General features: G+C 67.9%; 24 protein-coding genes and 1 pseudogene. 14 read left to right on the plus strand and 11 right to left on the minus strand.

Translation table 11 applies throughout. The features are described 5' to 3' along the window. Nucleotides 1-48: 48 nt before the first annotated feature. A complete protein-coding gene (locus ACT53N_RS10885; RefSeq protein WP_476063921.1) occupies nucleotides 49-594 on the plus strand; it encodes a lipocalin family protein in 546 nt (181 codons plus the stop codon). A 190-nt stretch (nucleotides 595-784) separates the two neighbouring features. Here ACT53N_RS10885 and phyR read toward each other — a convergent pair whose 3' ends face one another. Then, entirely contained in the window at nucleotides 785-1,585 is an 801-nt protein-coding gene (phyR, locus tag ACT53N_RS10890) for an anti-anti sigma factor/receiver protein PhyR (RefSeq protein WP_476063922.1), read from the minus strand. 227 nt (nucleotides 1,586-1,812) lie between these two features. Between phyR and nepR the strand changes: the two genes are divergently transcribed. From nepR to ACT53N_RS10915, 5 genes are all read left to right on the plus strand, one after another. Then, nucleotides 1,813-1,998 (plus strand): anti-sigma T factor NepR, encoded by a 186-nt coding sequence (gene nepR / locus ACT53N_RS10895; RefSeq protein ID WP_096053953.1) that lies wholly within the window; start codon nucleotides 1,813-1,815, stop codon nucleotides 1,996-1,998. A 2-nt stretch (nucleotides 1,999-2,000) separates the two neighbouring features. Next, nucleotides 2,001-2,606, plus strand: coding sequence for a sigma-70 family RNA polymerase sigma factor (locus tag ACT53N_RS10900; RefSeq protein ID WP_476063923.1), 606 nt, complete (start codon nucleotides 2,001-2,003; stop codon nucleotides 2,604-2,606). Then, nucleotides 2,603-4,309, plus strand: coding sequence for a sensor histidine kinase PhyK (phyK, locus tag ACT53N_RS10905; RefSeq protein WP_476063924.1), 1,707 nt, complete (start codon nucleotides 2,603-2,605; stop codon nucleotides 4,307-4,309). Before ACT53N_RS10900 ends, phyK begins: the two co-directional genes overlap by 4 nt. Before the next feature lie 89 nt (nucleotides 4,310-4,398). Next, a complete protein-coding gene (locus tag ACT53N_RS10910) occupies nucleotides 4,399-4,542 on the plus strand; it encodes an entericidin A/B family lipoprotein (protein ID WP_310215920.1) in 144 nt (47 codons plus the stop codon). A 159-nt stretch (nucleotides 4,543-4,701) separates the two neighbouring features. Further along, complete coding sequence (locus ACT53N_RS10915; protein WP_476063925.1) at nucleotides 4,702-5,823, plus strand: hypothetical protein; 1,122 nt, start codon at nucleotides 4,702-4,704, stop codon at nucleotides 5,821-5,823. Here ACT53N_RS10915 and ACT53N_RS10920 read toward each other — a convergent pair. The 3 genes from ACT53N_RS10920 to chpT all read right to left on the minus strand — a co-directional run bounded on the left by ACT53N_RS10920 (nucleotide 5,784) and on the right by chpT (nucleotide 7,745). Next, nucleotides 5,784-6,614, minus strand: a complete 831-nt coding sequence (locus ACT53N_RS10920; protein WP_476063926.1) for a CheR family methyltransferase — start codon at nucleotides 6,612-6,614, stop codon at nucleotides 5,784-5,786. The genes ACT53N_RS10915 and ACT53N_RS10920 overlap by 40 nt on opposite strands. Next, nucleotides 6,611-6,988 carry a response regulator gene (locus ACT53N_RS10925; protein ID WP_476063927.1) on the minus strand — a complete coding sequence of 126 codons (378 nt, stop codon included), beginning with the start codon at nucleotides 6,986-6,988 and terminating at the stop codon, nucleotides 6,611-6,613. The genes ACT53N_RS10920 and ACT53N_RS10925 overlap by 4 nt, the downstream gene beginning before the upstream one ends. 79 nt (nucleotides 6,989-7,067) lie before the next feature. Beyond that, a complete protein-coding gene (gene chpT, locus ACT53N_RS10930; RefSeq protein ID WP_476063928.1) occupies nucleotides 7,068-7,745 on the minus strand; it encodes a histidine phosphotransferase ChpT in 678 nt (225 codons plus the stop codon). Nucleotides 7,746-7,885: 140 nt separating this feature from the next. Between chpT and ACT53N_RS10935 the strand changes: the two genes are divergently transcribed. Continuing rightward, nucleotides 7,886-8,077: a DUF3553 domain-containing protein gene (locus ACT53N_RS10935; RefSeq protein ID WP_024265963.1), complete on the plus strand. Its 192-nt coding sequence runs from the start codon at nucleotides 7,886-7,888 to the stop codon at nucleotides 8,075-8,077. Next, entirely contained in the window at nucleotides 8,074-8,871 is a 798-nt protein-coding gene (gene cysQ, locus ACT53N_RS10940; RefSeq protein WP_476063929.1) for a 3'(2'),5'-bisphosphate nucleotidase CysQ, read from the plus strand. The genes ACT53N_RS10935 and cysQ overlap by 4 nt, the downstream gene beginning before the upstream one ends. A gap of 3 nt (nucleotides 8,872-8,874) precedes the next feature. Here the strand turns inward: cysQ and ACT53N_RS10945 are convergent, their stop codons facing one another. Then, nucleotides 8,875-9,747: an EamA family transporter gene (locus ACT53N_RS10945; protein ID WP_476063930.1), complete on the minus strand. Its 873-nt coding sequence runs from the start codon at nucleotides 9,745-9,747 to the stop codon at nucleotides 8,875-8,877. A gap of 83 nt (nucleotides 9,748-9,830) precedes the next feature. On the opposite strand from ACT53N_RS10945, the gene mmcB reads away from it, so the two are divergent. Together mmcB and ACT53N_RS10955 are read left to right on the plus strand one after the other, a co-directional pair. Then, nucleotides 9,831-10,289 (plus strand): DNA repair putative endonuclease MmcB, encoded by a 459-nt coding sequence (gene mmcB / locus ACT53N_RS10950; protein WP_010921296.1) that lies wholly within the window; start codon nucleotides 9,831-9,833, stop codon nucleotides 10,287-10,289. Between the two features lie 20 nt (nucleotides 10,290-10,309). Then, nucleotides 10,310-10,390 (plus strand): annotated as a pseudogene (locus ACT53N_RS10955) (hypothetical protein); the annotation flags it as partial. Between the two features lie 74 nt (nucleotides 10,391-10,464). Here the strand turns inward: ACT53N_RS10955 and ACT53N_RS10960 are convergent. Both ACT53N_RS10960 and recQ read right to left on the minus strand, forming a co-directional pair. Further along, entirely contained in the window at nucleotides 10,465-10,782 is a 318-nt protein-coding gene (locus ACT53N_RS10960; RefSeq protein WP_476063931.1) for a hypothetical protein, read from the minus strand. Between the two features lie 46 nt (nucleotides 10,783-10,828). Then, nucleotides 10,829-12,673 (minus strand): DNA helicase RecQ, encoded by a 1,845-nt coding sequence (recQ, locus tag ACT53N_RS10965; protein ID WP_476063932.1) that lies wholly within the window; start codon nucleotides 12,671-12,673, stop codon nucleotides 10,829-10,831. Nucleotides 12,674-12,793: 120 nt separating this feature from the next. Here recQ and polA point away from each other — a divergent pair, with 120 nt between their 5' ends. Both polA and ACT53N_RS10975 read left to right on the plus strand, forming a co-directional pair. Then, nucleotides 12,794-15,685 carry a DNA polymerase I gene (polA, locus tag ACT53N_RS10970; RefSeq protein ID WP_476063933.1) on the plus strand — a complete coding sequence of 964 codons (2,892 nt, stop codon included), beginning with the start codon at nucleotides 12,794-12,796 and terminating at the stop codon, nucleotides 15,683-15,685. A 168-nt stretch (nucleotides 15,686-15,853) separates the two neighbouring features. After that, nucleotides 15,854-17,791, plus strand: coding sequence for a HAMP domain-containing methyl-accepting chemotaxis protein (locus ACT53N_RS10975; protein WP_476063934.1), 1,938 nt, complete (start codon nucleotides 15,854-15,856; stop codon nucleotides 17,789-17,791). A gap of 60 nt (nucleotides 17,792-17,851) precedes the next feature. Here ACT53N_RS10975 and ACT53N_RS10980 read toward each other — a convergent pair whose 3' ends face one another. After that, nucleotides 17,852-17,989, minus strand: coding sequence for a hypothetical protein (locus tag ACT53N_RS10980; RefSeq protein ID WP_476063935.1), 138 nt, complete (start codon nucleotides 17,987-17,989; stop codon nucleotides 17,852-17,854). Nucleotides 17,990-18,192: 203 nt separating this feature from the next. Next, nucleotides 18,193-19,380: an acetyl-CoA C-acyltransferase gene (locus ACT53N_RS10985; protein WP_310215890.1), complete on the minus strand. Its 1,188-nt coding sequence runs from the start codon at nucleotides 19,378-19,380 to the stop codon at nucleotides 18,193-18,195. A 266-nt stretch (nucleotides 19,381-19,646) separates the two neighbouring features. Here ACT53N_RS10985 and ACT53N_RS10990 point away from each other — a divergent pair, with 266 nt between their 5' ends. Together ACT53N_RS10990 and ACT53N_RS10995 are read left to right on the plus strand one after the other, a co-directional pair. Continuing rightward, complete coding sequence (locus tag ACT53N_RS10990; RefSeq protein ID WP_476063936.1) at nucleotides 19,647-22,049, plus strand: TonB-dependent receptor; 2,403 nt, start codon at nucleotides 19,647-19,649, stop codon at nucleotides 22,047-22,049. A gap of 123 nt (nucleotides 22,050-22,172) precedes the next feature. Beyond that, on the plus strand, nucleotides 22,173-23,918 hold the full coding sequence (locus ACT53N_RS10995; protein WP_476063937.1) for an N-acyl-D-amino-acid deacylase family protein: 1,746 nt from the start codon (nucleotides 22,173-22,175) through the stop codon (nucleotides 23,916-23,918). Between the two features lie 2 nt (nucleotides 23,919-23,920). On the opposite strand, the gene ACT53N_RS11000 is transcribed toward ACT53N_RS10995, so the two are convergent. Together ACT53N_RS11000 and ACT53N_RS11005 are read right to left on the minus strand one after the other, a co-directional pair. Next, nucleotides 23,921-24,352: a DUF1330 domain-containing protein gene (locus tag ACT53N_RS11000; RefSeq protein ID WP_476063938.1), complete on the minus strand. Its 432-nt coding sequence runs from the start codon at nucleotides 24,350-24,352 to the stop codon at nucleotides 23,921-23,923. 64 nt (nucleotides 24,353-24,416) lie between these two features. Beyond that, on the minus strand, nucleotides 24,417-25,118 hold the full coding sequence (locus ACT53N_RS11005) for a TPM domain-containing protein (protein ID WP_476063939.1): 702 nt from the start codon (nucleotides 25,116-25,118) through the stop codon (nucleotides 24,417-24,419).

Genomic DNA, 25,118 nt, shown 5'->3' on the forward strand with positions numbered 1-25,118 from the left:
CCAGCGCGCTTTGCGCGTAACGGCGAGTGCTTGTCCTCCGGAGGTTCCATGCGCAAATCGCTGCTCGCCCTTCCAGTCGTCTTCTCGCTGGCCTTCACCCTGGGCGCCTGCGCGTCGGGGCCAGTGGGCAATCCCAACCCACCGCAACCCGCCAAGTCGGTCGAGGTCGATCGCTATCTGGGCAAGTGGTACGAGGTGGCCCGCTACGACATGCGCTTCCAGAAGGGGTGTGAAGCTGTCACGGCCGAATATTCCAAGCGCCCCGACGGCCTGATCCGCGTGCTCAACACCTGCCGCCAGGATGCTGTGGACGGGCCCGTGCGCACCGCCGAAGGCAAGGCCAAGGTGGTCGACACCACCACCAACGCCAAGCTGAAGGTCAGCTTCTTTGGTCCGTTCTTCGGCGACTACTGGATCATGGACCGCGCCGACGACTATAGCTGGGCCATCGTCGGCGAGGGCTCGGGTCGCTATCTGTGGCTGCTGTCGCGCCAGCCGCCGACCGACGCCGATCGCGCCGCGCTGACCGCGCGGGCCAAGGCGCTGGGCTATGATGTCGGCATGCTGCGCGCGACCCAGCAGCCGCCGCGCTGATCGGGGCTGAAATCCTCGTCATTCGACAAGTTCAGGATGAGGGTTTCGTGTCGCGGAGATCACCTGTCGTCCTCGCCCTGAGCTTGTCGAAGGGTGAGGGCGGACCTCGGCGCGAGACGTCATCAAGGCCAACGAAAAACGGCCTCCCCTGCGGGAGGCCGTTTCCATTCGACAATAGACTTCAGGACTCTCAGGCCGCCTTGGCGGTGCGGCGCGGGTGGAAGAACAGCGCCTGGCCGATGGCCGCCTTCACGGTCTCCGGCTGGAACGGCTTGGTGATCAGGAAGGTCGGCTCGGGACGCTCACCGGTCAGCAGGCGTTCGGGGAAGGCGGTGATGAAGATCACCGGCACGTCCATGCGACCCAGGATGTCCTTGACCGCGTCGATGCCCGAGGAGCCGTCGGCCAGCTGGATGTCGGCCAGCACGAGGCCGGGCGTGCGACGGGCGACGGCTTCGACGGCCTCGCCCCGGGTGGCGGCGATGTCGGTGACTTCATGGCCGAGCTCACGCACCAGCGCCTCGATGTCGGCGGCGATCACGGGCTCGTCCTCGATAATCAGGACTTCGGTCGCCAGCTCGGCGTCGATCTCGGCCTGGGCGTCGGCGATCAGGCGCTCCACCTCGCCAAAGTCGCAGTCGAGAATCTGCGCGGCTTCGGTGGGCGTGAAGCCCTCCAGGGCCGTCAGCAGGAACGCCTGCCGCGAGCGCGGGGCGATGCGCATCAGGCGCTGGGCGGCGTCGTCGCCGGCGTGCGAGATCTCGTCGCGACGGGCCTCGAGCTGGGCGCCGGAGCTGAGCCAGATGGCGTGGAACACGCGGTAGAGCGCCACGCGCGGCGACAGGTCGGCGTCCAGCACAAGCTCGCCCGCCGCCAGGGCTTCCAGCGCCACACGGACATAGTGGTCGCCGGTGGTCTGGTCGCCGGTCAAGGCGCGGGCGTAGCGGCGGATGTAAGGCAAATGCGGCGCCAGGCGAGCAAGAAGACTCATGACCCCTCCCGATTAGGTGTCTTCGAAACTAGTCTAAAGAACGGTCAAGCTACGCCGTTCCGTCGAAGGTCGATAACGCCCCCTCAACTCGACGGTTCCGCCCGGAGCGGAATTTTGCCATCTTATGCCCAAGCTTATGGAACCGGGTACGGAAAACCACGTTGTCGTCTGGCGGAAAGACATTCGGCCAAAGGGGGCGGGCGCCGATAAGCTTCGGCGTCGAGGACATGATCGAACACGTACCCATGGAAGACAAACGCAAGAGCGCTGCGGCGCTGGATGAAGCCCGCCTTCGTCAGCAGGCGATCGGCGTCAAGCTGCGGCAGATGTTCGACGAGGTCGTCAACGAGCCGGTGCCCGACGAGTTTCTCGCCATCCTCCGCAAGGCCGAGCCCCCAGCGGGGGGTGAGTAAGCATGGCCGAGGAACAGGTTGGACGCTCGCCACCGGACCCTGTCCGCGACAACACCTTCAAGCGTGAACTGGTCACGCTGATCCCTCATTTGCGCGCTTTCGCCCGGACCCTGACCGGCGACCCCACCGCCGCCGATGATCTGGCGCAGGACGCCATGATGAAGGCCTGGGATGCGCGCGCCAGCTTCCAGCTCGGGACCAACATGAAGGCCTGGACCTTCATGATCCTGCGCAACCAGTTCTATTCCGAAAAGCGCCGGAGCTGGCGCCAGAGCCAGCTTGACCAGGAAGCGGCCGAACGCACCCTGGTCGCCGTTGACGACCCCGAGGCCCCGGTGGCGCTGGACGAGTTGCGTCTGGGCTTGTCCATGCTCCCGGCCGAACAGCGTGAAGCCCTGATCCTCGTCGGGGCCGGCGGCTTCGCCTATGAGGAGGCGGCCGAGATCTGTAACTGCGCTGTCGGCACGGTGAAGAGCCGCGTCAGCCGCGCGCGTCGGGCGTTGCAGGCTATTCTCGAAACTGGCGCCTATGACCGCGACGGGGCGGCGGCGGGGGATGCGATGCGGGCGATCCTGGCCGACGCGGAGCGACTGAGCACCCTGCGGTGAGCGCCTTTACCGGCCGCGCCGCGCGCGCCGTCACCTCCATTCGCGTCCGGCTGGCCATGGCGCTGTGCGTGGCGCTGCTGCCTGTTCTCATTCTGGGGGGATTGCAGTCGATCTTCGCGTTTCGCGCGGAGGCGGACGCCCGGCGCCAGAGCCTGGAGCTGGCCGCAGGCCACAGCGCCACGATCGCCCGCGCCCGCATCGAGGCGGCCGGCGTGCTCCTCCAGACCTTGGGGCCAGGCTCGGTGGGCCTGGAGTGCGCCCAGCGCCTGTCCGACGTCCGAGCGCGCCTGCCCGGCTACGCCAACCTGATCCGGTTTGACGCACGCGGCCGGGTGGCCTGCGCCGCGGCGACCACGCCCTACGACACCCAGCGCGGCGCCCGTCCGTGGTTCCAGGCGCTGCGGGCGGGTGAGACCATGGTCGTCGCCGCCGCGCCGGGGGCGATCTACGCCAACGAGCCTGCGGTGCTGGCGGCCGTCCGCGCCGGAAGTCCGGACCGCTTTGACGGCGCGATGGCTGCAGTGCTGACTCTGCGGGAGCTCAAGCTCCAGACCACCAACCGCTTCATGCCCGACGGCGCCGAGGTGGCTCTGGCGGACACCAACGGCCGTGTGTTCGCCGCCACCAGCCCCAAGGCGTTTGGCGAGCCTCACATCGGTTGGCGCGAGATCGCGGCGCGCGAGAAGTCGGTGCTGTGGAGCGGCAAGGATCTCGAAGGCCGCAAGCGCAACTACTCCGCTGCGCCGCTGGTCGACGACAATGTCTTCGTGATCCTGTCAGCGCCGTCGCCGGGTCTTTTGTCATGGGCCTCGATCAACCCGATCTCGCGCCTTCTGTTACCGCTGCTGGCGTTCTTCCTGGCTTTGGCCGCCGTGTTGTACGCCGCCGAGCGCGGGGTGATCCGCTGGATCGTCTATCTGCAGCGGGTTGCGGCGATCTATGCGCGGGGGCGCTTCACCGTCCGCCCGCTGCAGGCCGAGCGCGCCCCGCCGGAAATCCGCGAACTGGCCACGACGCTTGACGCCATGGCCGGCGCGATTGTCACCCGCGACGCTTCGCTGATGGACAGCCTGGCGGAGAAGGACGCGCTGATGCGCGAGATCCATCACCGGGTGAAGAACAACCTGCAGATCATCACCTCGCTGCTGAACATGCAGCAGCGGGCGCTGGCGGATCCGGCGGCCAAGGCGGCGATGAACGACACGCGTCAGCGCATCACCGCCCTGGCTCAGATCTACCGCGCGCTCTACCAGGGCCCGGATCTGAAACGCGTCGACCTGCGGCCGTTCCTGGAAGAGCTGACCGCTCAACTGCTGGCCAACGATATGGGCGGCTTCGGCGGCGCAAGCGGGCTGGTGAGAACCGAAGTCCACGCCGATCCCCTGGTCATCGACCCTGATCGCCTGGCGCCGATCGCCCTCTTCGCTGTCGAGGCGATAACCAACGCCCAGAAGCATGCGTTCGGGCCCGGCGGCGGGACACTGGTGGTCGGCTTCCATGTGCGGGGCGAGGAGGCCGAACTGTCGATTAGCGACGACGGACCGGGCGCGCCGGACAGCCTGGGCGGCGGCGTTGGGCGCACTCTGATGACCGCCTTCGCGCGTCAGCTTCGCGGCAAGGTCGCGTTCGAAACGCGCGAGCCGCGCGGACTCACTGTGCGGCTGACCTTCCCCACGCCCCAAGCACTGCCTCCGGTCGCCTGATCTGGAACCGAGCTTCGCTGCTGACGTTCTGCAAGGGCAATGGTTCAGACGCCCAGGCCCGCGATGGCCGCCGGCGAACAGCGGAGAAAATGATGCGTAAACTGGTGATCCTCGCCGCCCTAGCTGCGTCCCTGTCGGTTGCAGCCTGCAACACGGTCGAAGGCGCAGGCAAGGACGTTTCGTCGGCCGGCAAGGCCGTCACGGACACGGCCCGCGACGTCAAGAACAACTAGGCCGAACGCGGCTTTTCAGAGGCCCGCCAGTCCTTCTGGCGGGCCTTTTCGTTTCAGCGCCAGGCGTCTGTTTCAGGCGTGCAACCTTGAGCGGCATTCTCGATATTCGACCGCAAGATTTGACCGGGAAGCTCTGCCAATTGCAGGAGCCCGAGCGACTTGCCGCCATCCGATCTAACGAGCGTCTTCATCCACAGCGGCTGGCGCTGTTCCAGCACCTATGTCTGGCATCGCTTCCGCGCCTTGCCCGGCGTGCGGGCCTACTACGAGCCGTTCCATGAGCAGCTCGCCAGCGTCACCACCGAGACGATCAACGCCCAGACGCCGGATAACAGCGGCTTGCGCCATCCCGGCGGAGAGACGCCCTATCTGCGCGAGTTCGATGTCGTGCTGGATCCGGCAGGCGGGGTGCGGGCGTTTGATCCGCGTTTCGCGCTGGACCGTTTCTGGATCGAGCCTGAGGCGAGCGACCTGGAACAGCAGGTCTATGTCGAGGGCCTGACCGCGGCCGCACGCGAGCGCGGCGAGACGCCCGTGCTGGCCTGTTGTCGCACCCTTGGCCGCGCCGGCTGGCTCAAGCGGCGCTTTGGCGGCTTCCACATCGTGCTGATCCGCGATCCGGTCCAGCAATGGCTGTCGTTCTATTCGCTGCGCCGCCGGCCGCGTCCGACCTATTTCGAGCTCTGCCACTATGTCCTGCTCTCGGAGATGGGGGACTGCGCCGACGTCTCCCACGCGCTGCTCGGCGAGTCGTTCGATACGGAAGCGCCGTTGGCCGACCGGATCGCGGCGGTCCGCGCGCGGCTCAAGCGTGCGCCCGCCAGCGTATCGTTCCAGGCTTTCCTGGCGGTCTGGCTGCGGTCGTACCTCAAGGCGCTGCCGCATGCCGACCTGGTGGTGGATGTGGACAGGCTCGCTCGGGACCAGGCTTATGCGCGTTCCATTGAACACGCGATCGAAGCGGGATGCGGTTTGCGGCCCGACTTCTCCGACTGCCGTGCGCCCCCGCCGCACGGCGTCAGTCCGCCGGTGGCGTGGCGCAAGGCGACCCGCGTGGTGGTCGAGATGATGGATCTTCGCCAGGCGATCATCGGCCCGGAAGCGCCGCCCATTCTCTTTCGCAAGCTTGCGCCAGCGCTGGCCGCGCTAACCCCGTCGCCCGTGGGCGGCGTGGCGCGATTGCGGGAAGCCTTTGGGGCGCTGGTGGGCGGCGCGTCGGTGGCGCGGGCGCCGAGCAAGGCCTATGCGGCTGCCGCACGGATGGACGGATCGCGCAGATAGATGCCCCGCCCGCCCGGAGCGGGCGTCAGCAGTTCGTCGATTTCCGACGCGTCATCCTCGGCGTCCAGAACCAGGACGCCGTCGTCGGGAAGCAGCGCCGCCAACGCACGGGCCACCTTGCCGCGCAGCGAGGCGTCCATGCCGCCCAGCACGTTGCGCAGCAGGATCACGTCGAACCGGCCCATCGCTGACAGGTCGGCCAGCAGGTTGATGCGCTTCCAGCGCACCATCTGGCGGATGCGCGGCGAGATCGCCCAGGTGTCGTCCTGGTTCTCGAAGTACTTGATCAGCATCCGGATCGGCAGGCCGCGCTGCACCTCGAACTGGGTGTAGAGGCCTGCCTGGGCCTTCTCCAGGCTGCGCTCCGAAAGATCCGAACCGAAGAACTCGAACCGCGTGCCGGTGGCCAGCCCAGGGGCTTCGGCGGCGGCGATCGCCATCGAATAGACTTCCTGGCCCGTGGCGCAGGCGGCGCTCCAGATCCGGATCGGGGCTTCGCGACGGCGATGCGACAGGGCCGGGAGGATCTGGTCCCGCAGCTGGGCGAAGGTCTCACGGTCGCGGAAGAAGGTGGTCTCGCCGCGGCACAAGGCCTCCACCACGGCCCAGATCAGGCGCTCCTCGCGCTTGCTTCGCAGCGCCGCGATCAGCGCGTCGATCGAGTCGTAACCTTCCCGGCGCGCCAACGGGGCCAGGCGGCTCTCGATCAGATAGGGCTTCTCGGTCTCGACCCGAACGCCGGCGCGGGCCCGGCCAAGGGCCGCCAGCAGGTCCATGTCCTCGGGCGTCACAGCAGGCCAACCTCGGCGAACTTCGCCTCGATGATGTCGCCGTCGAACGGCTTCATGATATATTCGTCCGCACCGGCGTCGAGCGCGGCGCGGATATGGTCGGGGGCGTTCTCGACCGTGCAGAACACGACCTTGGGGAGGTCGCCGCCCGGCTCGCTGCGGAGCTGGCGCAGAAAGTCGATGCCGTTCATCACCGGCATGTTCCAGTCCAGCAGCACGGCGTCAGGCATGGCCGCGCGGCACCACGCCAGGGCCTCCATGCCATCGGCGGCCTCAGCGATCTCGAAGCCGATGTCCTCGAGGACTCGGCGGGCGACCTTGCGGATCACCCGGCTGTCGTCGACCACCAGACAGGTCTTCACGGCGCGCTCCAATCCAGAGAGCCACCATGCGCGGCCTCTGGTTAAGGAGCGGTTTGCTAAACCCGGATTGGGGCGTGTGAGATTGTAAAGTTTACGCGGGCACCCAGGCGGCGATCGAGGCGCGCTCCTCGCCAATCTCGACGGCGATCTGGCCGCCGGCTGCGCGCACCAGGGCGTTCAGATAGGCGGCCTGCACCCAGGGACCACCCAGGCCCTCGGCCAGCGGTTCGCCCTTCAGGCCCGCCAGGACTTCCGGACGCAGTCGGGCGCGCGGGCCCGCAGCGTCGGCGATGATCGAGAAGCGGCCGTCGGCGGCGACGCCCTTGACGCTGGCGACGCCGCCGGCCGGCAGGGCGCTGGCGGCGATCTGGGCGATGTTCAGCACCGCGCGCGACGAGGGCTTGTTCATCGCTTGCGGTTCGATCTGCCAGTCCAGGGTCGGTCGCACGTGGGCGAAAACGCCTTGCGCCAGCTTTTCCAGCTCGCGGGAGTCGAAGTTTTCCGCCGAGGCCGAGGCGCCGAACGCCACGCGGGTGAACTGCAGCAGGTCGGCCAGTTTGCGGGCCGACGAGGCGATCAGGTTCATGGCGTCATCGCGCATGTCCTGGGCGGAGGGGTCTTCCAGCAGGTCAAGGCCCGAGACGATGGCGCTGGCCGGACTGATGAAGTCGTGACACAGGCGCGCGGCCAGCATGGCGGCGAAATCGGGGCCCTGGACGTCGGTCTCGGGGGAGGCGGGGGCGGCGGTTTCGGTGACGGTCTCGGTCATGGCGGCGAACTCTGCCGTGATTTGAGTCTTTCGCAAACCGGCCCAGGCGACGCACCCCTATCGCCGCTAGGAGAAAATAACGCACGCGTTTGGCGGGTCTCCGATTTCATCCCGCGCGGACAGGCCCTATGGAAGCGACCGTGATCGATCCGTTCCTCGAGCCTGGCGTCCTGGTGCGCCATCCTGGCCAGCCCGACTGGGGCCTGGGTCAGGTTCAGTCCGTGATCGGGCATCGCGTGACGGTGAATTTCGAAGAGGCCGGCAAGCAGACCATCGACGCCACGCGGGTGCGGCTGGTCTTCGTCGGCGACGACCCCCGGGGGCAGGCATGAGCGACAAGAACCTGACGGCCAAGGACCTGGCGGAGTGGGGTCGAACCCTCGCCAAGATCACCGAGGAAGCCGCCGTCGTCATCCTGCCGTTCTGGCGCACGGAGCTGGCTGTCGCTCAGAAGGCTGACGAGAGCCCGGTCACCGAGGCTGATCGCGCCGGCGAGCGCCTGATCCTCGAGCGTCTGGCGAAGCTCTATCCCGATATTCCCGTGATCTCGGAGGAGGACGCCAGCGAGTTCGGCACGCCTGAGGCGATCGGTCCGCGTTTCTTCCTGGTTGACCCGGTCGACGGCACCAAGGCGTTCGTGCGCGGCGACCCGAACTTCACGGTCAATATCGGCCTGATCGAGCAGGGCGTTCCGGTCGCCGGTGCGGTCTGCGCGCCGGCCACGGGCGAGGTGTGGTTCACGACGGTTGAGGGCGCCGCCAAGCGCGCGGGCCCCGACGCGCCCGAGACGCCGATCCGGGTTCGCCCTTGGCCGACCGGCCAGGCGCTGGGCCTGATCAGCCATACGATGCGCGAAGAAAAGGCGACCGAACTGGCGGCCGAGTACGGCTTTGACCTGCGCACGCCGATGGACAGCTCGATCAAGATGTGCCGGATCGCCGAGGGCTCGGCCGACATCTATCCGCGCCACGGGCCAACCTCGGAGTGGGACACCGCCGCCGGCCACGCGGTGCTGGTCGCCGCCGGCGGGGCGTTCACCCAGCCGGACGGCTCGCCGTTCCTCTACGGCAAGGCTGACCAGAGCTTCCGCAACGGCTGGTTCGTCGCGCGCGGCGGACAGCGCTGAGCCTTAGGGAACATCCTCGCTGATCGCCTCAGCGGGCGTGGTCAGGATGGTTCCGGCCGAGGCGGCGACGATGGCGGCGATGGCCAGCCATTGGGTCAGGGCCAGCCGCTCGTGCAGGATCGCCAGCCCCGCCAGCGCCCCGACCGCCGGTTCCAGGCTGAGCAGGACGCCGAAGCTGCGCTTGGGGATGCCGCGCAGGGCGATCATCTCCAGCGAATAGGGGATGGCGCTGGACAGCACCGCCACCACCAGGCCCAGGGCGGCGATCTTCGGATCAAACAGCGTCGCGCCGGCCGAGACCACGCCGATCGGCGCGACGATCAGCGCGGCGGTGGTCATGCCCAGCGCGACCGAGCGTCCGGCATGCAGGTGGGCCGTGCGTTTGCCCAGGATGATGTAGAGCGCCCACATCACCGCCGCCGCGCAGGCATAGGCCACGCCCACCGGGTCCAGCGGCTCGGCGCCCGGATTGATCGGCAGCAGCAGGCCAAGGCCCAGCACCGCCAGGGCGATCCAGACGAAGTGGATCAGGCGGCGCGAGTGGGCCACGGCCAGCACCAACGGACCCATGAACTCGATGGCGATGGCCAGGCCCAGCGGGATGGTGCGGATCGACATGTAGAAGCACAGGTTCATCGTGCCCATCACGGCGCCGTACATCGCCACGGTGCGAAGGTCGGCCACGGAGAGCCGATGACGCCAGGGACGCCAGATGGCCAGCAGGATCAGGGCCGAGAAGCCGACGCGATAGGCGCTGACGCCCTGGGCGCCGACCAGCGGGAACAGGGTCTTGGCGAATGAGGTCCCCACGCACAGCGTGACGATCGCGGCCAAGAGCGCCGCATAGGGCAGGAAGGAAGCGCGGGCGCCGGACATGGTCCGTCTTTAGGCGGCGGGCGCCGGGAAGGCCAGCGCCGCCTGGCTTGATCTGCGAACAAAGATGGAACATGATTGTATCGATGGACGTGATCATCGAACTGGCCCCCTCCCGCCCCGAAACCACGCTGGCCGTGACGCGCGGCGCGGCGCGGCTGCTGGTCGACCTGGGCTATGCGCCCCTGGCGGAGGTGACCCTGCCCAACGGCCGCCGCGCCGACCTGATGGCCCTGGGGCCCAAGGGCGACGTGCTGATCGTCGAGGTGAAATCGGGGCTGGAGGATTTCCGGGTCGATCGCAAGTGGGGCGACTACGCGCCCTTCTGCGACGCTTTCTATTTCGCGGTCGCCCCCAGTTTTCCAGACGGAATCCTGCCCGAGGATCCCGGCCTGCTGGTCGCGGACGGGTTCGGCGGAGCGGTGGTGCGCGAGGCGCCGCTCACGCCGCTGGCCCCGGCGCGGCGCAAGGCCCTGACGCTGGCGTTCGGACGCCTCGCCGCTTGGCGGGCGGCGGGCGTGAACGCCGAGCGGCTTAGTCTCTGAGGTCGACCGTCCTCGCCCTCGACGCGCTCAGGGTGAGGACGACTGTTGGCCTCGGCTCGCACAAAATCCTGATCCTGAGCTTGTCGAAGGACGAGGATTTCTGTCCGGATGGACGAACGTGCGAGCGGCGAATTCGGCCTTTGGTCAGGGCATTATACGCCCGCCGCGCTTAGCCTTAGTGTCGATTGCGCGAGATCAGGAAGCCCAGGCCCAGGCCGATGGCGAAGGCGCCGAGGGCGACGCCCATAGGATGCTCTTCGGCGACATGGTGAGCGACCTTGGCCTTCTCGGTGGTCCAGGCCGCGCCGACGCGGGCCTTCTCGGTCGCGAAGGTGCGGGTCTGCTGGGCGACTTCACTCGCGGTTTCGCGGGCGGCCTTCACGGCGTCCAGCGCGGCTTCCTTGGCGCGCTTGGTCTTTTCGGCGGTGGTCTTGGCGGCGCTGTCCGCAGCGGCGCTGACGTTGGACGGGGTGAAGCTGCTGATATCGGTCATGGGGAGGCTCCTCGGCTTGACCCGGTGGAAACTCGCGGCGCGCCGATTAGTTCTCCCGCACCACCTTCAAAACCGCCTCGCCGTAGCGATCGAGCTTGCCTTGGCCGACGCCGCCGGCCTTGCCCAGGGTCGCCAGGGTGGTCGGGCGCGCGGCGGCGATCTCGGCCAGGGTGGCGTCGTGGAAGATCACATAGGGCGGCACATGCTGCAGCTGGGCTTGTTCCTTGCGCCAGGACCGCAGGGCCTCGAACAGCAGCTGGTTCTCGGGCGGGATGGTGAGGGCGCGGCCTTCGCGACGCTTGCGGATTCCGCCGCCCGCACGGCCGCCGTCGGACGCGTCGGTGGTCTGGCGCAGCGCGACCTTGCGCTCGTTGCGATAGACCTGCCGCACCCCCTCGACGTCGCCCAGGCCCACCAGCGGACGCCCATCGTTCGGATCCTCGCGCAGCAGCCCCTCGAAGATCAGGGTGTCGAAGAGATCGCGCCAGGTCGGCTGGCTGAACTCCCGGCCGATGCCGAAGGTCGGCAGCTGCGCCTCCTGGGGCGTCACGTCCTTGGTCTTGCCCATCAGGTGCTCGATGACCCGGCCACGTCCCAGTCGGCCGCCCAGGCGATGGACCGCCGATAGCGCCTTCTGGGCCGCCTGCGTGGCGTCGATCCCGGTCGGCGGCGAGACGCAGATGTCGCAGACCCCGCAGCGGCCGACGCCCTCTTCGCCGAAATAGCGGCGCACGGCGGCGGCGCGGCAGGTGACGCCTTCCAGCATGGCGTAGAACTGGCGCAGCTTGCGCGACTGCACCTGCTTGACCTCGTCGGGCGCCTCGCGGGTCTCGATCCGGCGACCGGCCCAGGCCATGTCGGCCGAGCCATAGAGGGTGATGCCCTCGGCGGGCTGACCGTCGCGCCCGGCGCGGCCGACCTCCTGCCAATAGGCCTCGATGGCGGCCGGCGGGTCGGCGTGGATCACATAGCGTACGTCGGGCTTGTCGACGCCCATGCCGAACGCGATCGTCGCGACCATCACCGCCGCGTCGGCCTCTAGGAAGTCTTCCAGCCGGCGGGCGCGAACGGCCTTGTCCAGGCCCGCGTGATAGGCGAGGGCCGGGACGCCTTCCGCGTTGAGCCGCTCGGCCAGCTTTTCGGTCCCATCGCGCGAGCCGGCGTAGATGACGCCGGACCGACCGGGCCGCTCGAGGACGAGCTCGACCACCCGGTCGTGCCCCTTGCCGCGCTTGCGCTCGGCGCTCAGCGCCAGTTCGGGGCGGGCGAAGCTGTCGACGAACTCGGCCGCGCCCTGCAGGCGCAGTTCGGCGCGGATGTCATCGCGCGTGCGGGCGTCGGCGGTGGCGGTGACGGCCAGGCGTGGCACGTCGGGAAACAGCTCCGCCAGCCGCCCCAGCATCCGGTACTCGGGCCGGAAGTCGTGGCCCCACTGGCTGACGCAGTGGGCCTCGTCGACGGCGATCAGGGCCAGCGGCGTGCGCGCCAGGCGATCCAGCATCCAGGGCTGCATCAGGCCTTCGGGCGACAGATAGAGCAGATCGACCTCGCCGGCGTCGATGCGCCGCCAGATGTCCGAGCGCTCATCCATCGAGATGTTGCTATCGAGCCGCTCGGCCGCGACGCCGGCCTGGCGCAGGCCCTGCACCTGGTCGGCCATCAGGGCGATCAGCGGCGAGATGACGAGGCCCAGTCCGGGCCGGATCAGCGACGGGATCTGGTAGCACAGGCTCTTGCCGCCGCCGGTGGGCAGCACCGCCATGGCGCTGTGGCCGGTGAGCAGCTCATGGATGACGCCGGCCTGCAGGCCCCGAAAGTCGGCATGGCCGAACGTGCGGCGCAGGACGTCGCGCGCGCGGTCGAGCTCTGAGGATTCGGGAGGGACGTACACGGGCGCTCTTATGGCCGCCGCTACGCCCCCCGCCAAGCCAGGATCTCAGGCACGGTGGTTTCTGTGGGCGGGGTCGCCTAAGGGTTCCCGACGCGCGCCGCGCCCCCTATGTTGCCGGCCATGACCGACGCCGCCGCGCCCCCGCTTCCGAACGCTTCCGAACTGACCCAGGACGGCCCGGCCGTCCGGCTCTTCCTGGTCGACGGCTCGGCCTATCTGTTCCGCGCCTACCACGCCCTGCCGCCGCTGACGCGCAAGAGCGACGGCCTGCCAGTTGGCGCGGTGCAGGGCTTCTGCAACATGCTGTGGAAGCTGTTGCGCGACATGCAGGGCGACACGCCCACCCACCTGGCGGTGATCTGGGACCATTCGGAAAAGACGTTCCGGAACGACCTCTACGACCAGTACAAGGCCCACCGTCCGCCGCCGCCTGAAGACCTTATCCCGCAGTTCCCGCTGGTGCGCGAGGCGACCCGCGCGTTCGGCGTGCCGGCCATCGAATTGCCGGGCTACGAGGCCGACGATCTGATCGCCGCCTACGCCTGCAAGGCCCGCGACATCGGCGGCGAGGCGGTCATCGTCTCGTCCGACAAGGACCTGATGCAGCTCGTCGGCGATGGCGTCTCGATGTACGACCCGATGAAGGGCGTGCGCATCGAGCGCGAGCAGGTGTTCGAGAAGTTTGGCGTCTATCCGGACAAGGTCGTCGACGTTCAGGCCCTGTGCGGCGACAGCGTCGACAACGTGCCGGGCGCGCCGGGCATTGGCGTCAAGACCGCCGCCCAGCTGATCACCGAATATGGCGACCTCGACACGCTCCTGGCGCGCGCCGGCGAGATCAAGCAGCCCAAGCGTCGCGAGACCCTGATCAATTTCGCCGACCAGATCCGCCTGTCGCGGGCCCTGGTCAAGCTGGACTGCGACACGCCGCTGCCCGAGCCGCTGGATGACCTGAAGGTCCGCGAGCCCGACAAGGAGGCTCTGGCCGCCTTCCTGGAGCAGATGGAGTTCCGCTCGCTGGCCCGACGGGTCGGCGATGGCTCGGCGGCGACGACGCCCGGCACGCTGGATCGTCCGCCTGCGCCGCCCAAGGCGCCGGTGGTCAGCGTCTCGTACATGGGCGCGGCCGCCCGCGCCGCCGCCCATCCGGTCGAGCCGGTGAAAATCGACCATGCGGCCTATGTCTGTGTTCGCGACCTCGAGACTTTGAAGGCCTGGGTCGCCAAGGCGACGGACAAGGGCCTGGTCGCCTTCGACACCGAGACAGACGCGCTTTCGTCGGCGACGGCCGGCCTGTGCGGCGTGTCGCTGGCGATCGCGCCGGGCGAGGCCTGCTACATCCCGATCAGCCACTGCGAAAAGGCTGACGGCCTGGCCTTCGAGGCCCCGGCCGACATCGAGCAGATCCCGCTGGCCGACGTCATCGCCACCCTCAAGCCGCTGCTGGAAGACCCGGCGGTGCTGAAGGTCGCGCAGAACGCCAAGTACGACATCGCTGTCCTGGCCCGTCATGGGATCCAGGTCGCGCCGATCGAAGACACCATGCTGATCAGCTATGTGCTGGAGGCGGGTCTGCACGGCCACGGCATGGATGAGCTGTCCGAGCTGCATCTCGGCCACAAGCCGATCCCGTTCAAGCAGGTCGCCGGCAGCGGCAAGGGCCAGATCAGCTTCAAGCATGTGGCCCTGCCGGAGGCGACGGCCTACGCCGCCGAAGACGCCGACGTCACCCTGCGGCTCTACCACCACCTGAAGCCGCAGTTGGCGCGGGCTGGCCTGTCGACCGTCTATGAGACGCTGGAGCGCCCGATGCCGGCCGTGCTGGCGATGATGGAGAACAACGGCGTCCGCGTAGATCCCGAAGCCCTGCGCCTGCTATCCAACGAGTTCTCGTTGCGGATGGCGCAGTTCGAGGCCCGCGCCCAGGAACTGGTCGGCCGGCCGTTCAATCTCGGCAGCCCCAAGCAGATCGGCGACGTGCTGTTTGGCGAAATGCAGATGAAGGGCGGCAAGAAGACCGCCACCGGCCAGTGGTCGACCGACAGCGACGTGCTGGAGAGCCTGGCCCTGGAACACGAACTGCCGCGCGTCCTGCTGGACTGGCGTCAGCTCTCCAAGCTCAAGGGCACCTATACCGAGAACCTGATTGCGGCGATCGCGCCGTCGACGGGTCGGGTCCACACGTCGTACGCCCTGGCGGCGACAACGACGGGACGCCTGTCGTCGTCCGATCCGAACCTGCAGAACATCCCGGTCCGCACCGAGGAAGGCCGCAAGATCCGCAAGGCCTTCGTCGCCGCGCCCGGCAACGTGCTGATCAGCGCCGACTATAGCCAGATCGAGCTCCGTCTGCTGGCCCACATCGGCGACATCCCGCAGCTGAAAAAGGCCTTCCAGGAGGGCCTCGACATCCACGCCATGACCGCGTCAGAGATGTTCGACACGCCGATCGAAGGCATGGACCCGATGATCCGCCGTCGCGCCAAGGCGATCAATTTCGGTATCGTGTACGGCATCAGCGCCTTTGGTCTGGCCAACCAGCTGGGCATCGGCCAGGGCGAGGCTGGGGCCTATATCAAGACCTACTTCGAGCGCTTCCCGGGCATCCAGGCCTATATGGATGCGACCAAGGCATTCGTGCGCGAGCACGGCTATGTGACCACGATCTTTGGCCGGAAGATCAATATCCCCGACATCGAGGCCAAGTCGGCCGCGCACCGCCAGTTCGCCGAGCGCGCGGCGATCAACGCCCCGATCCAGGGGGCGGCGGCCGACGTCATGCGCCGGGCGATGATCCGCATGCCTGAGGCGCTGGAGACCGCCGGGCTGTCGACGCGGATGCTGCTGCAGGTGCACGACGAACTGGTCTTTGAAGCGCCTGAGGCGGAAGCCGACCGCGCCTGCGACGTGATCCGGGCGGTGATGGAGAAGGCGGCCGAACCGGCTGTGGCCCTGTCGATCCCGCTTACGGTTGAGGCGCGGGCCGCCAGCAACTGGGACGAGGCGCACTGATCAAAAAAGAGGCGATAATGTCGGGTGTGCGACATCTCGCCGCGGCAAGGTTAATGCCTCTGAAAGGGGTTCCGGCGGAAGTCTGACGATGAAGGCTACGGTCGGTCTGTGCTGAAAATACCAGCGTTGTCCGAGATTTGTGGCCTAGCGCCTGACTTGGAGCCGGCTGTGTCCTTTGGTGACCTGAAGATCTCGCAAAAGCTGATGGCGGTGTTCGCCGTCATGCTGACCACGATCATGCTTATGGGCGTGGCGCTGTATGCCAATAATGTGAGCTTCACTAAGTCGGTGCACCGGACCGAGCGCGCCTACGAAATGGTGCGCGCCGCCAACGAAGCCGCCTTCCGCCTGACCCGCCAGGAGAACTCGCTGCGCGGCTTCCTACTCTCCGGCGACTCCTACTACGTCAAGCGCCTGGAAGAGGCTCACAAGCCCAAGTTCCTGAAGGCGCTGGATGGGCTGCGCGCCTTGGCTGACGGAGATCAGGAAGACCTCGCGCGGATCGCCGCCGTCGACGCCGCCTACGCTAACTATCGGAAAATGGCCATCGAGCCGGCCTTCGCCCTCGGCGCCGATCCGGCCACCCGTCCGCAGGCGGTCGAGCTGGTCCGCAATGACGGCGTCGCCGACAAGGCCGTCGAGCCCGTCGAAAACGCCATCGAGGCCATCACCAAGAACGCCGAGGAAGAGCTGGCGACCGAAGCGGCGGCCCAGAAGCGCGCCGATGCGCAATCGACCCTGGCCCTGGCGGTCGGCATCCTGATCACCGCCGCCATCGCGATCGCCGGCGGGCTGCTGCTGACCGGCGCTATCGCCAAGCCTGTCACCGCCATGACCAGCGCCATGCGCCGCTTGGCGTCCGGCGATCACAGCGTCGACGTGCCGGCGCGCGGCCGCAAGGACGAGATCGGCCAGATGGCCGGCGCGGTGGCCTACTTCAAGGACTCCGAAGCGGAGAAGGTCCGCATTGAGGCCGCCGCCGCCGCGCAGCGCCAGGCTGCGGAAGAGGAGCGCGCCGCCAGCGAGGCCGAAAAGGCCGAGATCGCCCACCACGACGCTGTCGCCATCTCGGCGCTGAACGAGGGGCTGGATCGGATGGCCTCGGGCGACCTGACGCACCGCATCACGACGCCGTTCGCTCCCAAGACCGAGAGCCTGAAGACCAATTTCAACGCCGCCGCCGACCGGATGCAGGAAGCGATCCAGGCAATCAGCGTGGCGACCGGCGGGGTGAACAGCGGCACGGACGAGATCTCTCAGGCGTCCGACAACCTGTCGCGCCGCACCGAGCAGCAGGCCGCCAGCCTCGAAGAGACTGCTGCTGCGCTGGACGAGATCACCGCGACGGTCCGCAAGACCGCCGCCGGCGCCAAGGAGGCTTCACAGGTCGTCGCCGTGGCCCGCACGGACGCTGAAAAGTCGGGCCAGATCGTCAGCCAGGCGGTTTCGGCCATGACGGAAATCGAGGCCTCGTCCAACCAGGTCAGCCAGATCATCGGCGTGATCGACGAGATCGCCTTCCAGACCAACCTGCTCGCGCTGAACGCCGGGGTCGAAGCGGCGCGCGCGGGGGAGGCGGGTCGCGGCTTCGCGGTCGTCGCCCAGGAAGTCCGGGCCCTGGCCCAGCGCTCGGCCGACGCCGCCAAGGAGATCAAGACCCTGATCTCGACCTCGACCCAGCAGGTCGAGGCGGGCGTGAGCCTCGTTGGCCAAACAGGCGAGGCTCTGAACCGGATCGTCGAGCAGGTCGCCACCATCGACAACCTGGTCAAGGAGATCTCGGCGTCGGCCAGCGAGCAGGCGACGGGTCTGCACGAGGTCAACACGGCGGTGAACCAGATGGACCAGGTCGTTCAGCAGAACGCCGCCATGGTCGAGGAGGCCACTGCGGCTACGCACTCGTTGAAGAACGAGGCCAAGGCCCTGGCCGAAATGGTCGCCCGCTTCCGCGTGGCCCAAGGCGCGGCGATGGCGCCGGCGGCAAGCGCGCCGCGCGTCGACTACCGGCCGCCCGCCGAAGCGCCCGCGCGGCGTCCGACGCTGTCGGCGCGGCCCGGACGAGGCTCCGCCGCCGTGGCGGTTCGCGAGGACTGGGAAGAGTTCTGATCGCCCGACAGATTGATCGCCAGAAGGCTCCCGGTTCGCCGGGAGCCTTTTGCTTTGGCTTCAGCCCTTGTTGATCGCAATCGTCTGGAACGATGACTGGGTCGGTTGGGGCTTGGGGCCCGGACCCGGCGTCGGCAAGGCGAGGCCGATGGCGGCGGCGATCAGGAGGGCGATGGCGAAGAAGGCCTTGCTGGCCATGGTCGGATCTCTGGTCTGCGTCGTGAAGCGACAATCGCGGACGCCGACGGTCTGGATAGACGTTCGTCGACGGTGGTCGCGCGCCCTCGTCCCAGTGTGTTGAAGGCGTGCTCCAACAACAAAGGCCGGAAACCGCCTTAACGGTTCCCGGCCTTTTCAATTCGCTGCGCTCAAGAGCAGCAGCAGCCGTGGTCAGATTGAAATCAGAAGATTTCGAACAGGCCCGCCGCCCCCATGCCGCCGCCGATGCACATGGTCACCACGCCCAGCTTGGCCTTGCGGCGCTTGCCTTCCAGCAGGAGGTGGCCAGCGCAGCGGGCGCCGGTCATGCCGAAGGGGTGGCCGATGGCGATCGAGCCGCCGTTGACGTTGTACTTCTCCGGATCGATGCCCAGGCGATCGCGGCTGTAGAGGCACTGGCTGGCGAAGGCTTCGTTCAGCTCCCACAGGTCGATGTCGTCGACCTTCAGGCCGTGGCGCTCCAGCAGGCGCGGCACGGCGAAGACGGGGCCGATGCCCATCTCGTCGGGCTCGCAACCGGCGACCGCAAAGCCGCGGAACGCGCCCAGGGGCTCAAGGCCGCGACGGGCGGCTTCCTTGGCTTCCATCACCACGACGGCGGCGGCGCCGTCCGACAGCTGGCTGGCGTTGCCGGCGGTGACGAAGTTGCCGGGGCCCTTGACCGGCTCCAGCTTGGCCAGGCCTTCCAGCGTGGTGTCGGCGCGGTTGCACTCGTCCTTGCTGACGACGTAGTCGACCAGGCTCTCTTCCTTGGTCTCCTTGTTGACCACCTTCATCTTGGTGGCCATCGGCACGATCTCGTCGTCGAACAGGCCGGCGGCCTGGGCGGCAGCGATGCGCTGCTGGCTGCGCAGGGCGTACTCGTCCTGGTACTCGCGGCTGACATTGTAGCGCTTGGCCACGATGTCAGCGGTGTCGATCATCGCCATCCACAGCGCCGGATGGGTCTTGAGGAGCTTCTCCTCGGTGATGTGGTAGCGGTTCATGTGGCCGCTGGCGTTGACCAGCGAGATCGACTCCACGCCGCCGCCGATGGCGACTTCCGCGCCGTCGTTGCGGACATAGTTGGCCGCCGTGGCGATCGCCTGCAGGCCCGACGAGCAGAAGCGGTTGACCGTCTGGCCCGAGGTGGTGATCGGCAGGCCGGCCCACATGGCCGCATTGCGGGCCACGTTCATGCCGGTGGCGCCTTCAGGGCCGCCGCAGCCCAGGACGACGTCCTCGACTTCCGCGCCTTCGAGCTTGGCGCGGGCGACCGCGTGCTGGATCGCGTGGCCGGCCATCGCCGCGCCATGCGTGTTGTTGAAGCCGCCGCGGACCGACTTGGCCAGACCGGTGCGGGCGTAGGAAACAATGACCGCTTCGCGCATAGAGGCGCACTCCCCGTTAAACGTTAGTTTGAATTGGCCGCCACCCTAGACCGTCTCGTTGCGGTGCGAAAGGTCACGCGTGCGTAAAGGAAAATCGTTCCTTGACGCGCCTTAGCGTGGCTTTGTGATCACAGTGTTATCTGTGTCTAACGCTCTGATTCTAATGCCCTTCGTTTCGCGTTGACTTTCGTCAGGGGCAGGATGAACGCTGCCGTTGCGTCGGGAGGAGCAACTCCAAGAACGCGAAAAACATCAGGGAGGTATTCATGACCATCGTGTCGGCGCGCGCTCGCGCGCGTGCGCTGCTGGGCGCCAGCGCACTTTCTACACTGCTCGGGGCGGGCCTTGTGGCGCTGCCGTCGATCGCCGCCGCGCAGCAGGCCGATCAGAACGCCATCGAGGAGATCATCGTCACCGCGACCAAGCGCGACGCGACGATCCAGGACATTCCCTTCTCGATCAACGCCCAGACGGAAAAGGACATCCAGCGCTCGGGCGCGGTGACTTTGGAGGACCTCTCGCGCAACGTGGCGGGCCTGACGATCCAGAACCTCGGCCCGGGCCAGAGCCAGGTCTCGGTGCGCGGCGTCTCTGCCGGTCAGGTGGTCCGTGACCAGCCTGGCGTGAAGGAGCAGGTCGGCGTCTATCTCGACGAGTCGGTGATCTCGCTGTCGCTGTTCACGCCCGACATCGACCTGTTTGACCTCAACCGCGTCGAGACCCTGCGCGGTCCGCAGGGCACGCTGTTCGGCTCGGGCTCGGTGGGCGGCACGATCCGCTACATCACCAATCAGCCCAAGCTCGGCGTCTCGGAGGGCACGTTCGAGGCCAACGCCAACCTGGTGGACGGCGACGCGTTCGGCGGTCACGTGAAGGGTGCGGTCAACATCCCGATCTCCGACAAGGTCGCCATGCGCGCCGTCGGCTATCTGACCCAGTACGGCGGCTTCATCGACGCCCGCAAGGAAGGCGGCAAGGTCGACAAGAACGTCAATGACGGCACCCGTCGCGGCGGTCGCCTGTCGTTCTACATCGAGCCGAACGAGCAGGTGAACTTCACCCCGCGTGTCGTCTACCAGGAAATCCGGGCAGGCGGCTTCAACCGCCAGGAAACCTTCAACCTCTTCGCCAACAACAACACCACCACCCGACCCAAGATCCAGCTGGGCGAGCGCGAGCAGTACCTGCTGCTGGACGAGAGCTTCTCGGACAACACGCTGCTGGCGGACATGACCGCCAACTTCAAGTTCGACGCCGCCACCCTGACCAGCGTCACCAGCTTCATCAGCCGTGACATCACCGTCAGCCGCGACGCCAGCGCCCTGACCGGCAGTGTCTCGGTGGACCTCGGCTATCCGGCCGCGGCGGTGCTGCTGCCCTCGAACCTGCGCGACACCACCGACCTTGAGCAGTTCACCCAGGAGCTGCGCCTGGCGTCGACCGGCGACGGACCGCTGCAGTGGGTGATCGGCGGTTTCTATTCGAAGGTCGACCGCGTCTATAACCAGCGCCTGCCGACGCCGGGCTATGACGTAGCGACCGACGCCAAGCTGGGCGCGGGCACCTCGGCGGCCGTGGCCAACGGCTTTGGCAAGGACTCGCCCTACAACGCCTACCTGCCCTACGACATCAAGCAGAAGGCCCTGTTCGGCGAGCTGAACTATACGGTTGGCAAGCTGACCGCGACGGCCGGCGGCCGCTACTACGACTTCAGCGAAACCCGCCAGTTCAAGTCGGGCGGCCTGTTCGCCAACGGCGACAACCGCACCGACAAGACCTCGTCGGACGGTTTCACGCCGCGCTTCCTGCTCAGCTACGAGGCCAGCGACACGGTCACCTTCAACGCCCAGGCCTCGAAGGGCTTCCGCCTGGGCGGCGTCAACGACCCGCTGAACCTGCCGCTCTGCTCGGCCCAGGACAAGGCGATCTTCGGCGGCTACCAGTCGTATGACGACGAGACGCTGTGGAACTACGAAGGCGGCGTGAAGTCGCGGTTTGGGCGCGTCACCCTGAACGCGGCGGCCTTCTATACCGACATCAGCAACCTGCAGACCACCCTGGACGCCGGCTCTTGCTCGTCGCGCGTGGTGTTCAACGTACCGAAGGCCCACACCAAGGGTGTCGAGGCCGAACTGACCGCGCGTCTGGCCTCGGGCCTCGACATCGGCCTGTCGGGCAGCCTGCTGGAAGCCGAGTTCGACTCGACCGTGAAGGACGGGACGGGCGCAGTGATCGGCGGCATCCGCGACGGCAATCGCCTGCCGTCGGTGCCGAAGTTCCAGGTGTCGTTCGATGTCACCTACACCAAGGAAGTCCGCGAGGGCGTCAACGGCTACCTAAAGGCCTCGCTGCAGCATGTCGGCAGCCGCTTCACCCAGGCCAGCGACCAGGAGAACAACCCGCGCTCGTTCGTCTCGGGGCTCGCTTTCGGCGGCGCCACCGGCACGGTTCCGACGGTCGTCAATCTCAAGCTGCCCAGCTACGAGATCGTCAATCTAAGCGCCGGTCTGGAGATGTCGGACGGCGTGGACCTGACGCTCTACGTCAACAACCTGTTCGACGAGAACGCGCTGTTGTCCTTTGACCGCGAACGCGGTGGTCGCGCCCGCCTCGGCTACGCCGTGGGTCAGCCGCGCACCATGGGCGTGACGGTCCGCAAGTCGTTCTAAGGGGTAGACACCTTTCGCAGAACGGGGAGGGGGCGGTCGCTTCGGCGGCCGCCCTTTTTCTTGACGCCTCCGCCCTGCGGGGTTCACGCTGGTGAACAACGATAATATAGCGGGAGGGCGACCATGGCCGAGCACGCCTACGATCTGGTCCTGCGGGGCGGGATGGTCTTCGACGGCGCCGGCGGGCCGGGCGTCGAGGCCGATGTCGGCGTCCGCGACGGCGTCATTGTCTCGGTCGGCAAGGGTCTCGCCGCCGGCGCCGAGGAGATCGACGCGCGAGGGCGGATCGTCACGCCGGGCTTTGTCGACATCCACACCCACTATGACGGCCAGGCGACCTGGAGCGGGCAGCTCAGTCCCAGCTCGGGCCACGGGGTCACCACGGTGGTGATGGGCAATTGCGGCGTCGGCTTCGCCCCGTGCCGGCCGCAGGACCACGACCGCCTGATCCGTCTGATGGAGGGCGTGGAGGACATTCCCTTTCCCGTGCTGACCGAGGGTCTGCCCTGGGCCTGGGAGAGCTTTCCCGACTATCTCGATTTCCTGGCCGGCCGGGCCTTTGACGTCGATGTCGGCGCCCAGCTGCCGCATGCCGCCCTGCGGGTCTATGTCATGGGCGAGCGCGGGGCGAACCGCGAGCCGGCGACCGAGGCCGACATCGCCGCCATGGCCGCCATCGCCCAGCGGGCGGTCGAAGCCGGGGCCCTGGGCTTCTCGACCTCGCGCACCCTCAATCACCGGACCAGCGACGGACAGCCCACCCCGACCCTGACCGCAGGTGAGGATGAGCTGACGGGGATCGCGCTCGGGCTGGCGGCGGCCGGCAAGGGTGTGTTGCAGGTGGTGTCGGACTTTATCGACGGCCCCGCCGAACTGGCCATGTTACGCCGGATCGTCGAGCGGTCCGGTCGGCCGCTGTCGTTCTCGCTGGTCCAGAGCCCCAAGGCGCCCCAGGGCTGGCGGACGCTGCTGGACGGCGTCGCCGCCGCCGTCGATGCGGGTCTGCCGATGAAGGCGCAGGTGTGCGGCCGTCCGGTCGGGGTGCTGTTCGGCCTTGAGCTGACCCTCAATCCGTTCAGCCAGAACCCGGTCTTCGCCGCCCTGAAGGATCGCCCCTTGGCGGACAAGGTCGCGGCCCTGTCCGATCCGGCGTTCCGCGCCCGGCTGCTGGCCCACGACGGCGACGCCAGGGGCCCTTTCGCCGGCAGCGCGCTGCGGGCCTGGGACAATCTCTTTCTGATGGGCGGCGATGACCCGGACTATGAGCCCACCGCCGACATGACCGTCGCCGCGATCGCTACGCGCGAGGGGCGCGAGCCCGCCGCCGTCGCGCTGGACGCCATGTTGGCCCGGGATGGGCGGGGCATGCTGTACCACCCGTTCCTGAACTATGCGGACGGCTCGCTGGACCCCAGCTTCGCCATGCTGACCCATCGCGACACCGTGCCGGGCCTGTCCGACGGCGGGGCGCATGTCGGTATGATCTGCGACGGCAGCTTCCCGACCAGCAACCTGATCCATTGGACCCGCGATCGGACGCGGGGACCAAGGATCCCGCTGGAGACGATGATCGCCCGCCAAACCCACGACACGGCCCAGGCCGTCGGCCTGCTGGATCGCGGCCTGATCGCGATCGGCTATCGCGCCGATCTCAATGTCATCGACTATGAGGGCTTGAGGCTTGAGGCGCCTCAGGTGGCCTATGACCTGCCCGCCGGCGGGCGTCGCCTGACCCAGCGCGCGCAGGGCTATGTCGCCACGATCGTCGCCGGCGTCGTCACCCAGCGCGACGGCGAACCGACCGGGGCCTTGCCCGGCCGCCTGGTGCGCGGTGCCCAGGTCGCGCCGCTCGCCCTGGCGGCCGAGTAGGATTACTCGCCGAAGCCCTTGCCGGGCGCGAAGGGCGAAAAGCGGATCAGGCGCGAGTCCTCCACCGCCGCCTGGCGGTGCTTGACGTGCTCGCGGTACTCCGGGTGCGTGACCATCGCCAGGAAGGCGCCAGCGTTCGGATACTCGGCGATGAAGGCCAGGTCCCATCGCTCGTCGCTTGGCCCAGTCAGCACGACCTCCGGACTGCCCGCCCACACCTGGCGCCCGCCCAGTTCCTCGAAGATCGGGCCGGAGGTGCGGCCATATTCGCGATAGGCGTCTAGGCCGCTCATGCCCTTGCCGTGGTTGGGATGATCGGCCGGATAGTCGGCCAGGGGCTTTAGCCGGATCAGGTTCAGCATGTGGATCGGCGTGTCGCGCGGCAGGGCCTTGAAGGCGTCGAACTGCGCGCGGGTCGGGTCGATGTTGGACATGGGCGTCCTCCCTTTTAGGGAATGATGACGCTGAGGCGGCGGGTTTCGCCAGCCCTCCCCGGCGTCACCGCTTCGGCAAAATCGTCAGGCCGTCCGCCAGCTCGTTCCGGTCATCGCCGCGCGGCGGCACATGGGCGGAAAGGATCGCGCCGGTGCGGGCGACGGCGGCGACGAAGCCGTCGGCGATCTTGCCGCGCTTGAGGCCCGCGACGAGATCAGCGACGACCTCGTCCCAGACAGTATTGGGTGCGGCCTTGTAGATGCCCTCGTCAGCGATCACCTCGACGCGGTGCTCGGCCAGGGCCGCGAAGATCAGCACGCCGGTGCGGTCTCGGGTGACATGCAGGCCGTGGCTGAGGAACTGCTCCATCGCCGCGCGCTTGACGCGGGCCGTCTTCAAGGCGCCGGGCGTCAAGGCGCGGCGGATCGGCGGGATCGAGACCACCAACGCCGCGAGGACGAACACCACCAGCTGAAGCACGATATAGGTCGACAGCGCCGACAGGATCGCGCCGTCTTGCGCGGCCTGGTGGCCGACGCTCCAGCCGCCAAAGAGGCGGGTCAGCATCTCGGGGCGAAAGCCCGCGAGAAGCGCGCCGGCCGGCAGGACGAGCGCCGAGGCGGCCGCCCAGACCAGCGGCGTCTCGCGGTAGTCCGACACCTCGGGCGAGAGGACGCAGAAGATTTCGCCGGCGGTGGTCTTTTCGGCTTCCGCCACCGCCTGAGCGATGCGGTCGAGATCGTTGGGGCTCATGCGTTTGGCCAT

The organism is Caulobacter sp. DMC95 (assembly GCF_056313785.1).